Source organism: Cohnella fermenti, from assembly GCF_004801405.1.
Taxonomy (GTDB): domain Bacteria; phylum Bacillota; class Bacilli; order Paenibacillales; family Paenibacillaceae; genus Cohnella; species Cohnella fermenti.
The window spans coordinates 182,319-193,350 of the sequence record NZ_SSOB01000004.1 but is presented as its reverse complement, the minus strand read 5'-3'; the positions used below and the strand labels follow the sequence as shown (position 1 = coordinate 193,350).

Genomic DNA, 11,032 nt, shown 5'->3' with positions numbered 1-11,032 from the left:
GGCGGGCCGGAGGCGCGAGCAGCGTCGCGACGAGCCGCCCCGTCAGGTCACTTCCCTGACGGGGCGAGGCCGCTTGGCCGGCAGCAGCCTCCTACCCGAAGTAGGCCGCCTCGTACTCGGCGATGATTTTGTCGCCGCCGTTCGCGCGCCACTTGGCGATCTCCTTGCGGAAGCCGTCCTCGTCCAGGCGGCCGAGAATATAGTTGTACGTCGCGTCGGTGACGATCTTGGACAGCTCGACGCCGTACTGGTCGTAGTACGGAGACTCCAGCCCGACAGTCGGGTCGCGAACGATGAACTTCTCGTTGTCCTCGATGAGCCGGTCGGCCAGCTCCGACAGCTCCTCCTGCTCGGCCACCTTCATCACGTTAGGGTTGCTGAGGTCGGCGATCATCAGCGTATAGAGCGAGGCCACCTCGTCGACGCGAAGCTGCGAGCTCTCCTCGGGCAAATAAATCTCGCCCCCCTCCAGCTCGTAATGCCGCCCTTCGATTCCGTAGCGCATCAGATTGGCGACGTCGGCATCCATCGTCCGGTCGAAGAACGCCAGAATCTCGCGCAGCTCCTCCTCCGTGCGGATTGCCGTCTTCGAGAACAGGTACAGCCCGTTGAAGTTCGGGATCGACCACACCTTGTAGCCGTCCGTCCCTTCGATTCGGTTCACCAGCGTGAACCTTGCGTCCGGGTTGATCCGCCTCGCCTCCGATGCGAGCCGGGCCACGTCGGACATGCTGCCGATATACGCCCCCGCCTTGCCGCGAATGAGCAGGTTGCGCTGCACGTCCTTGCTCGTAATCGCGAAGTCGGCGTTGATCAGCTTCTCGTCGTACAGCTTCCGCATGAAGTTCATCGTGTCCATATAGCCTTGCGTCTCGAACTCCGGCACGAAGCGGCGCCCCTCCACAGCCCAATCGTTCGGTGTCCCGAAGTACGAGCTGAGCGTCTTGAACGCGCCGAACACGAGATCGTCCCGATCGGTCAGCCCGATCGTGTCGCTGAGGCCGTTGCCGTCCGGGTCCCCGTTCGTGAATTGCCGCAGCACCTCGTACAGGCCGTCGATCGTCTCCGGCTTCTTCAGCCCGAGCGCATCCAGCCAATCCTCGCGCAGGATGATTCCTTGCCGCGAGGACGGCCGCTCCGTGTAGAGGCCGTAAATCTTGCCGTCCACCGCCGTCTGCTTCAGAATGTCCTCGTCCAGCCGCTTCAAGTTCGGATAATCGTCCAGATACGGGCCGATCTCCCAGAACGCCCCGGAACGAATCGAGTTTTTCATCAGAATATAGTCCGTATACTTCGCGAACGTCGCCTTCTTGAGCGAATTCGTCGTCAGCGCCGTGTTCATCTTGTCCGTATAGATCTCGTCCCGCACCCATTCGATCGACAGCGTCGTCCCGGTCAGCTCCTCCAGCTTGTCGACGAGCCCGGCGTCCGGCGTATTGGGGAAGTGCAGCGGGGCCATCACCGTCAGAACCGGCCGCGCGTTCTCCTCCTGCCCCTGCTTCGCGGTCGAGGCGGAGGAGCAAGCCGACAGCGCCATCAGCATCGCCCCGAACCCAACCAACGCCCACGCCATGCGAACCGTACGTCCTCTCATGCCGCTTCTGCCCCCTTGAATCTGTTAAAATGATTATCGATTCGCGTGATGATTATTGTCCCTGTGCCCGCCTCTGGCCTACAATAGGAGAATCTTCGCAATCCCATTCGCAAGCCAAGGTGGTAGATGTCCATGCGCTCTCTCAGTTATCTGACCAAGATGACCATCTTCGGATGTCTGCTCAGCATGCTGCCGGTTCTGTTCATCGGGTACTTCTCCTACGCGACATCCTCGAGAGAAATTCAAAAACATGTAAACCAAGGGAAATTACAGCTTCTATCTCAGATAAATGCCAATGTAGAGCAAATTCTGACGACTGTCAATCATACGCTTAACCAGGTCATCAATTCGACGGTACTCAAGAGTGCGCTGAATAGCCCCTTAACTGTAAGCGATTTCAAGTTGGTTGACAATCTGCGCAACGAGCTGAGGCACATGCAGACGTTCGATACGAAGCTTGAGGATGTCGTGCTCGTGAACGAGAAGAACGATTGGCTGGTCAAAAATTCCGGTGTCTACCGCTTCAGCGATTACGAGTATAACGAGCAGTTGTCCACGATCATTCATGAGCCGGAGGGGGCATCCTGGACGCTGAACCCTTCCGTCTGGTTCTACAGCGAGGAGAGCGCAAGCGGCGCGATCTGCCCGTACAGCATCAGCCTGGTGAAGAAGCTTCCGATCACCGGTCTTACGCCGTACGGCCTCGTCATGGCGAACATTCCGGCCTGCAGCCTGCAGGCGCAGCTTCAACTGGAACGGAACGAGCAGGCGGAATCGAACGCCTCGGACACAATCATGGTGCTCGACGAGAGCTACCGCATTCTGCTGCATCCGAGCCGCGAGCTGATCGGGCAGCCGGCCGCTGCCGCAGGGTTCGACGACACGGCCCGCCTGTCGTCCCCTTCCGGCCAGTTCCAGGCCCGGGTGAACGACCGTTCCTACGCGGTGAGCTATTACAAGTCGCCCTACAACGGCTGGACGTACCTGTCGCTCACCTCGATCTCCAGCCTGACCCGCGAGTCGAACAAGATCGGCTTGTACACGCTCGGCGTCTGCCTGTTTATTCTGCTGCTCACGACGCTGCTCGCCTGGTTCGGTTCTCGGAGAATGTACTCGCCAATCGAGAAGCTGCTCCGGATGATCAACGAGCGCCTGCCGGAGACGAAGCGGAGGAGAGCAGACGAGTTCCAGATGATCGGAGAGCAGTTCAGCCGGCTTTTCCAATCCAACTCGCTGCTCGAGGATCAGGCCCGCCAACACCTGAAGCAAGCCCGGACGTTCTACCTCGTTCGCGCCTACCAGGGGCAGACGAAGCTGAGCGAGCTGACCGCGCGGCTCTCCGGGTTCGGGTGCGGCGACCGGCTCGGCGAGTGGCGGCAGATGGCGGTCATGACGCTGCAGCTCGATTCGCTCGAGCAGACCCGCTACGAACGCAGGGACGTCGATCTGCTTCTGTTCGCCGTGCACAACATGATCGAAGAGTTGCTTCCGCCGGACCGCCGGTTCGATCCCGTCGCGATCGACCAGACGGTCGTGCTGCTGTACGGCAGCCCGGACGCCGAGCGCGGATCGTTTAACGCCGAGCTGTACAGCGTCACCGAGCATCTTCAGAGCCAGATCCGCAGCTTCCTCGGCCTGTCCGTCAGCATCGGCATGAGCCTGCCGTTCGAGTCGATCAAGCAGCTTCCGATCGCCTACCGGGAAGGGCTCGACGCCTTGAAGCACCGGCTGAAGCTCGGCGAAGGCATCGTTGTCCAATACGAGCAGCTCAACTCCGGCAAGCACTACGTGCGAATCAACTATCCGGCCCACTCGGAGAGCGAGCTGATCGACGCCATCAAGCTGGCGGACGCGGACAAGGCCCGCGAAGCGCTCGGCGTCTTCATGAGCAAGGTGTTCGCCGAGGAGATGACGCCGCAGGAATATCAGATCCCGCTGGCCCGCCTGCTCAACAGCCTGATCATGGTCACGCAGGAGTCCGGCATCGGCATCGGCAAGCTAAGCCAAGGGCAGGGAACGCTCTACGAGGAGATGATCGGCCTCGGCACCGTGCCGGACATCGAGGGCTGGTTCTGGCACAGCGCGATCCAGCCGATGCTGCGCGTGTTCGCGGACCGGCAATCGTCGCAGTACCAGAACATCTCGGAGAAGATCATCGACCTCGTCCAGAAGCACTACGACACCGACCTGTCGCTCGAGGAGTGCGCGTCCCGGCTTAATTACAACGGGAACTATTTGAGCAGTGTTTTCCGCAAGGAGACGAACGTCTCGTTCAGCGAGTACCTGGCCGCCTACCGCTTCAACATGGCGAAGAAGTGGCTGGCCGACACCGACATGCCGATCAAGGACATCGCGGCGCGCCTGCGCTACAACAATCCGCAGAACTTCATCCGCTCGTTCCGGAAGCAGGAGGGCATGACGCCGGGGCAATATCGGGAGCGGAACGCAAGGGAATAGAGCGGGACTAGCGAGGGGATAACGATTTTGTCTTGGCCGGACGGAAAAGCTACAATAGAGAGGAAAGAGCGACTGGAGGAGTTGGAGATACGATGAAGGATAACCTCATCAGGATAAAGGATGACCTTATCCGGCGGTTGACGACCTATGCGACGATCGATACGCAATCGGACGAGAGCAGCGAGACGTGCCCGTCCACGCCGGGCCAGTGGGATCTGCTGCGGCTGCTGGAGACCGAGCTGAAGGAGATCGGCCTGTCGGACGTGACGCTCGACGGGAACGGCTACCTGATGGCGACCCTGCCGGCCAACACGGACAAGGCGGACGTGCCGGTCATCGGCTTCCTCGCCCACGTCGACACGGCGACCGACATGACCGGCAAGGACGTGAAGCCCCAAGTCGTGGACAGCTACGACGGCGGGGATATCGTGCTGAACGAAGCGCTCGGCGTCGTTCTGTCGCCTCGCGAGTTCCCGGAGCTGGCCGGCTACAAGGGCCACACGCTGATCACGACCGACGGCACGACCTTGCTCGGCGCCGACGACAAGGCAGGCATCGCCGAGATCATGACGGCGATGGAGCACTTGATCCGCCATCCGGAGATCAAGCACGGCAAGCTCCGCGTCGCCTTCACGCCGGACGAGGAGATCGGCCGCGGTCCGGAACGGTTCGACGTCGCGGCGTTCGGCGCGAAGTTCGCCTACACGATGGACGGCGGCCCGCTCGGCGAGCTGCAGTACGAGAGCTTTAACGCTTGCGGCGCCAAGCTGACGGTGAAGGGCAAGAACGTCCACCCCGGCTCCGCCAAGAACAAGATGGTGAACGCGCTGAAGATCGCGCTCGAGTTCCAGAACCGCATGCCGGCGGACGAAGCGCCGGAGTTCACCGAAGGCTACGAAGGCTTCTTCCACCTGAACTCCGCGAGCGGGGACGTCGAGGAAGCGACGCTCAGTTACCTGATCCGGGATCACGACCGGACGAAGTTCGAAGCGCGCAAGGCGTTCATGGCGAAGCTGGCCGCCGAGCTGAACGAGAAGCACGACGGCCGCCTGACGCTGGAGCTGAAGGATCGCTACTATAACATGAGGGAGCGAATCGAGCCGGTGCGCGAAGTCGTCGACGTCGCCCGCGAGGCCATGGTCGGCCTCGGCATCGCTCCGCTCGAGGTTCCGATCCGCGGCGGCACGGACGGCTCGCAGCTCAGCTACATGGGGCTGCCGACGCCGAACATCTTCACCGGCGGCGAGAACTACCACGGCCGCTACGAATACGCCTCCGTCGACGTGATGGAGAAGGCCGTCGCCGTCATCATCGAGACGGCGAAGCGGTTCGAGGCGAAGGCATAAGCGGACGCGCCAACGAGCAAGGGGTCGCCCCCAAGTCGAATGACTTGGGGGCGACCCCTTCTTTATTGCCGTGTCTAGGTCAACCTAGCTGTTGGCGGCTGCCTTCTCTGCCAGGAAGTCGACAGCCCGCAGAGCGACCGTAATCGCTTCGGCGCGAGTCGCTTCCTTGGCCGGATTGAAGGAGCCGTCCGTGCTTCCTTGGAGCAATCCGTACTTCACCGCCGTCGCTACATACGCTTTGGCCCATGCCGGAATGGCGGAAGCGTCCTTGAAGGAGAGATCCCCTTCTTCGAGCTCCAGCTTCAATCCCCGAACGAGCATAACGGCCAGCTCCACACGCGAGATGTTCGCCGACGGACGGAAGGTCTGGTCGTCGAATCCGTTAATGATCCCCGCTTCCACCGCCTGCTGCACGTATTGCTTCGCCCAAGCCTGAACCTTGTCGGAGTCCGCGAACGCCAGCGTGCTCTGGGCAGGCTGCAGGCCGAGGGCGCGAACGATAATCGCCGTGAACTCGACGCGGTTGATCGTCGCGTTAGGCTTGAACGTGCCGTCCGTGTACCCCGTTACGAGATTAAGATTAACCGCGCGCTCGATGGAAGCTTGCGCCCAGTTGCCCTGAATGTCCTTCAGAGGGCCGGCAGGAGTCGTCGAGCCGCCGCCGTTGTTCGGATTCGCCGGCGTTGTCGTGTTCTCTTGCGTATCCGTATCGGTACCCGTCGTGTCCTCCGTATCCGTTCCGGTCGTGTCGGTGCCGACCGGAGTCGTCGAGATCGGAGTCGATGACGTGTTGGCCGCGATGGCGTTGTTCAAGGCTTGCGTCGCGCTCGTCAAGGTTGCCAGACGAGACAGCAGATTGTCCGCATCCTTGGCCGCTGCCAGCGCTTGACCCAACGCGTCGCTCTTATTGACGATGGCCTCGGCGGTCGCGATCGAGCTCTTCAGCGCCGTGCGGGCTTCTTCCGTCGCATCCTGGTTCAGGACGACGTATTGCTCGTGCGTCATGATACGGCTGCCCGTGTTGTAGCTAATTACGCTAAGCACCGGCTCGACGAAGCTCGGAATCGCATAATCGTACACAACCGCCGTCACGCTTCCCGATTCGCCGACATACTTCACCGGCGTGCCTTCTTGCCCGTCAACGGTGAACTTCAGGCTGTAGACCGTGCTCACCTGGATACGCAGATACTTCTTGTCGTCGATCTGGTACGTCTGGGCATTGCTCAAAAAGTTCTTGAAGCTGCTGTTGAACGAGTTATTGAGATCCGTCGACTTGACGTAATCCGCGGTCGCCGTCGCCAGTGTCCCCAGAATCTTGTCGTTCGCGGCGACCAGCTCGTTCAGGCGCGTCACGTACGCCGCCAACGTTGCCTTGCGCGACAGCAGATTGTTCGCCGCCTTCGCATCCGCAATCGCCTGCGTCAGCGCCTGGTCCTTCGTCTCTACAGCCTCGGCCGTCGCGATCGCTGCCGTCAACTCCGCGCGGTCGTCCGCCGTCGCATCCTGATTCAGGACGACGTATTGCTCATGCGTCATAATGCGGTTGCCCGTGTCATAGCTAATTTCGCTAAGCACCGGCTCGACGAAGCTCGGAATCGCGTAATCGTACACGACCGCCGTAACGCTTCCCGGTTCGCCGATCTTCTTCACCGTCGTGCCCTCCTGGCCGTCGACGGTGAACTTCAGGCTGTAGACCGTGCTTACCTGGATACGCAAGAACTTCTTGTCGCCGATCCGGTACGTCTTGGGATCGGTCAGAAAGTTCTTGAAGCTGCTGTTGAACGAGTTATTGAAGTCCGTCGACTTGACGTAATCCGCCGTCGCCGTTGCCAGCGTCGCCAGAACCTCATCGTTCGCGGCGACCAGCTCGTTCAGACGCGCCGTGTAGGCAGCGAGCTCGGAATCGCTCAATGCTGCCGGGTCCGCCGCTTCGGCCAGAGCGACCTCCGTCGTCAGCGCCTCATCCTTCGTCCCTACTGCTTGGGCATTGCCCAGTGCCGTTTCGAATGCATCAATGGCCTCATCGGACGCGCCGGCCGCATACGCAGGCAGAACGTTGACGAACAGGGCCAGAACCAATACAAGTGCAAGCTGCTTCAAACCTCTCATCTCTTGATCTCCTTTTATGATATTAATGATTATCATTATCAATAAATAAACAAAAAATAAAGATAACGATTCTCATTATCATTGGAATAATATCGCATTTATTAAGTTATAGTCAACAGTTTAATTAACTTTGAGGTATTATTTTGAACAATGCAACCTGGCCTCGGCTGACTCTCTTCGGCTGCTTGCGCCTGTATTCGCACAATGCGGCGGGGTAACGGAGCGACAATTAATCTCATTAAATTTAAAATATGGTTTTTAAATCCATTAAATCCATTTACGAATAAACCCTGCTGCGGAAGTCTTCCTTCCCCCTCCCCATGCGATCCCTCTAGTCCGACGACTTTGGCGATTTTATATGATTTTTCACATTCGTCGGCGCAGATTGGGGGGCAATCGAGGTGTTTTATGTGATTTTTCGCATATATCCAGCACCGTGGACCGGAAATTGCTCCATGAATGTGATTTTTCACATAGAATCGTCCAAACCACCCGTTATCGAGCCGCGCCAATGTGATTTTTCACATAAAATTCGACAGTGCTCAGCAGCCACAGGCATCCGGGGGTTCGGGCGTTCGGGCGTTCGGGCATCCGGCCCCCCAAGAAAAAGAGGCGAGAGCGCCGTATCCGCGTGCGCTTCGCCTCTTCTATGCTCCTTGCGCCGAGCCAATAGCAAATTAAATTCTTGCCACCGCGATCAAATATTCGAGGCTGCTGGCATAAGCCCGCGTGATCTCGGTCGAGCCATAGGCGGCGATCTCTCCGATCGGCGCGCTTGTGGGGCGAGAGTAGGAATCGACCGAGAACGAACCGTCCGCGAAGTAGGAGAGCGGGTTAATATCCGCCGTTCCTTCCGGGATCGCCGTGCCCGACAGATTCTTCGCGTGCAGGGTCACCTTCAATCCCGTCTGCGAGCGGACGAGCTTATACGAGTCCAAGATCAGCTTGTTATCCGTTCCGTCCGCGTTGCCGTCTTGCCCGTCAAACAGCTTGAACGGCTTGCCGACAATTACCCTCTCATCGTTGAAGCTGAGCAGCTTGTTCCCCTGATCCCATGAGTAGTTGATGCCCAGCGGCTCCAGGAACAGCCGAACCGGCAGGAACATCGCCCCGTTCTTCAGAATCGGCACCGTGTCCATCATCACCGTCACGCCGTCGACCTTGGCCGTCCGGGAGGCAATCGTCAATTCGAACTCGTGATCCAGCCATTGGACCGTCGCCGTCTTCGTCTTGTTGACGTAGTTCACCTGACCGCCCAGAAGGCCCTCGATCATGCGAAGCGGAATAAGAATCCGTTCCTTGTCGTCCGCGATCGGCGCCCCGTACTTCGTGTAGAGAATGTAGAACTTGCCGACTTTGAGATGCACCGGCACCGTCTCCTGTGTCGCGGCCCCCGCGGAAGACGTAAATCCGACCAGCCCGATCAGCATCCCCAGCACCGTGAACAACGCAATAAATTTTCTCATGAATGACGCCCTCCGTTCGCATTGGTAAATTCTTGATCTTCTCAGAATTCTCTTGGCCCGATTCGAGAATGTTCAAACACCTTCGGCGCAAATTTCTCTCGCTTCGGCGCTGGCGTCTCAGCCCGGGAACGCGTAACATGAAGGAGACAACCCATACGGGGGGAAAAAGGGAGCCATCGAGCAGCATGGAACAAAGGACGGATAAACGCGACTTCGGCACGTACGGCTTCCGGTTCGGGGAATCGGCGGAGCTGCCGCTGTGCGGGCTGTTCGCCGTCGGGCACGAACGCGAAGCGAGCTCCTCCTACAATTGGGACGGAATGACAAGGAACGACGGTCCCCTGCTGCTATTCCAATACACGCTGTCCGGCGGCGGGGCTGCCGAGATCGAAGGGCGCTTCCGCCGCATCGAGGAAGGGCAAGCGCTGCTGGTCGAGATTCCCGGCCGCCATCGCTACTACTTGCCCGAGGACAGGGACCATTGGGAGTTCCTCTTTATCCTGATGAACCCGCGCCTCGTCCTCCCCGTCTGGCAGGACGCGAAGGCGAAGCTCGGGGAGATCGCTTCCCTGCCGGCGGACAGCGAGCCGATCGAGCTGCTCGCCCGCCTCGTGAAGGATGCGCAAGCCGGGCGCATCGCCGACCCGTACGCCGCTTCCTCCTTCGTCTACCAGTTCGCTATGGCACTTGGCCGCTTCTCCGCCGCTCCGGGGTCCCGCCAGTCGGCTTGGCCGGACAGCGTGAAGCAAGCCGTCGCCTACATGAAGAGCCGCTATGCCGACATGTCGGACCAAGAGCAGCTCGCCCGGAGGCTCGGCGTGTCCAAGTACCACTTCCTGCGCACGTTCGCCCGCCATACCGGAATGACGCCGAACGACTACCTGATGCGCATCCGGATCGAACGGGCCATGGAGCTGCTGCAGGACACCGACTGGCCGCTCGACCGGATCGCCGCGGTCGTCGGCTATTCGACCGGAAGCTACTTTATCAAGATATTCCGGAAGCTGACCGGGCAGACCCCCGGCTCGTTCCGGGCTTCCGGAGCCAACCGTCTGCCTTACCGGCGGCTGTTCTTCGACTAGGAAGGGCGCTGAGCGGGAGCGCCCTCTTCCTTGCGCCCTTCTCCGTATAAATCGTCCATATGCGCCATATGGGACTCGCCCCAATCGTTCAACACCTGCAGCACGTTCGCCATCCCCTTGCCGTATTCCGTAATCGAATACTCGACCTTCGGAGGCACTTCGGGATACACCTCGCGGTGAACGATATCGTTATGCACCAGCTCCCTTAATTGTTGGGTCAGCATCTTCTGCGTAATGTCAGGAATCGCCTTCTGCAGCTCGCCGAACCTCATCGTTCCGTTCGCGAACAGCCGCAGCAGAATAACCGGCTTCCACTTCCCCGTGAAGATCTCCAGCGCTTTCTCGAACTTGCAGTAATTGGCCACGCGCCTGCCTCCCCCCGGAATTGTCGCGAATAGTTACTTTAAAGTGCCTATGTTTCGTTGAAGTGGCTTCTTCCTCGCCGACTTCCTATCGATTATTATGCATCTATCGGTATATTCGAGACAATCGATAAACGACAGGATCAAGGAGGAAGCATTCGCATGAACATCGTTTTATGGATCGCCCAAGGGCTGCTCGCCGTCGGATTTCTTTACTCCGGATGGATGAAGGTACAGGTCGAACGAGCCCGTGCCTCCTGGCCGTGGGCAAGAGAAGTTCCGCAGAGGCTCGTCATCTTCATCGGGCTGGCCGAGCTGCTCGGGGCGGTCGGGACAATCGTCCCCCAAGCGACGGGCATTGCCCCGACCTTGACTCCGATAGCCGCCGCCTGTCTCGCCGCCATCGCGCTGCTCGGAGCCTTGCTGCATATCCGGCGTCAAGAGTACAAGGACATCGGCATCAATATCGTGTTCCTGGCGCTGGCCGCCTTCGTGGCGCTTGGCCGCTGACAGGCGAACGGATAGGTTGTCGAAAAGCAATTTTGTGCTGTATGGCAAACGATATTACGGTGGATGAACGGTAGTTCAAGGATTATGATAAGTGGGATACCGCAAT

At 59.4% G+C, this 11,032-nt stretch carries 8 protein-coding genes; 4 read left to right on the top strand and 4 right to left on the bottom strand.

Features of this window, described 5'->3' with window-relative positions:
* Positions 1-91: 91 nt before the first annotated feature.
* On the bottom strand, positions 92-1,594 hold the full coding sequence (locus E6C55_RS04845) for an extracellular solute-binding protein (protein WP_230986537.1): 1,503 nt from the start codon (positions 1,592-1,594) through the stop codon (positions 92-94).
* Between the two features lie 132 nt (positions 1,595-1,726).
* Here E6C55_RS04845 and E6C55_RS04840 point away from each other — a divergent pair, with 132 nt between their 5' ends.
* Entirely contained in the window at positions 1,727-4,051 is a 2,325-nt protein-coding gene (locus E6C55_RS04840) for a helix-turn-helix domain-containing protein (protein WP_136368645.1), read from the top strand.
* 113 nt (positions 4,052-4,164) lie between these two features.
* Entirely contained in the window at positions 4,165-5,397 is a 1,233-nt protein-coding gene (pepT, locus tag E6C55_RS04835; protein ID WP_136368699.1) for a peptidase T, read from the top strand.
* 84 nt (positions 5,398-5,481) lie between these two features.
* Here the strand turns inward: pepT and E6C55_RS04830 are convergent, their stop codons facing one another.
* Both E6C55_RS04830 and E6C55_RS04825 read right to left on the bottom strand, forming a co-directional pair.
* Positions 5,482-7,506 carry an S-layer homology domain-containing protein gene (locus E6C55_RS04830; protein WP_168735463.1) on the bottom strand — a complete coding sequence of 675 codons (2,025 nt, stop codon included), beginning with the start codon at positions 7,504-7,506 and terminating at the stop codon, positions 5,482-5,484.
* Between the two features lie 677 nt (positions 7,507-8,183).
* On the bottom strand, positions 8,184-8,972 hold the full coding sequence (locus tag E6C55_RS04825) for a copper amine oxidase N-terminal domain-containing protein (RefSeq protein WP_136368643.1): 789 nt from the start codon (positions 8,970-8,972) through the stop codon (positions 8,184-8,186).
* A gap of 185 nt (positions 8,973-9,157) precedes the next feature.
* On the opposite strand from E6C55_RS04825, the gene E6C55_RS04820 reads away from it, so the two are divergent.
* A complete protein-coding gene (locus E6C55_RS04820; RefSeq protein WP_136368642.1) occupies positions 9,158-10,054 on the top strand; it encodes a helix-turn-helix domain-containing protein in 897 nt (298 codons plus the stop codon).
* Here the strand turns inward: E6C55_RS04820 and E6C55_RS04815 are convergent.
* Positions 10,051-10,419 carry a winged helix-turn-helix transcriptional regulator gene (locus E6C55_RS04815; protein ID WP_136368641.1) on the bottom strand — a complete coding sequence of 123 codons (369 nt, stop codon included), beginning with the start codon at positions 10,417-10,419 and terminating at the stop codon, positions 10,051-10,053. The two genes, E6C55_RS04820 and E6C55_RS04815, sit on opposite strands and share 4 nt — an antisense overlap.
* A gap of 159 nt (positions 10,420-10,578) precedes the next feature.
* On the opposite strand from E6C55_RS04815, the gene E6C55_RS04810 reads away from it, so the two are divergent.
* On the top strand, positions 10,579-10,926 hold the full coding sequence (locus tag E6C55_RS04810; RefSeq protein ID WP_136368640.1) for a DoxX family protein: 348 nt from the start codon (positions 10,579-10,581) through the stop codon (positions 10,924-10,926).
* The last annotated feature ends 106 nt before the right edge of the window (positions 10,927-11,032 follow it).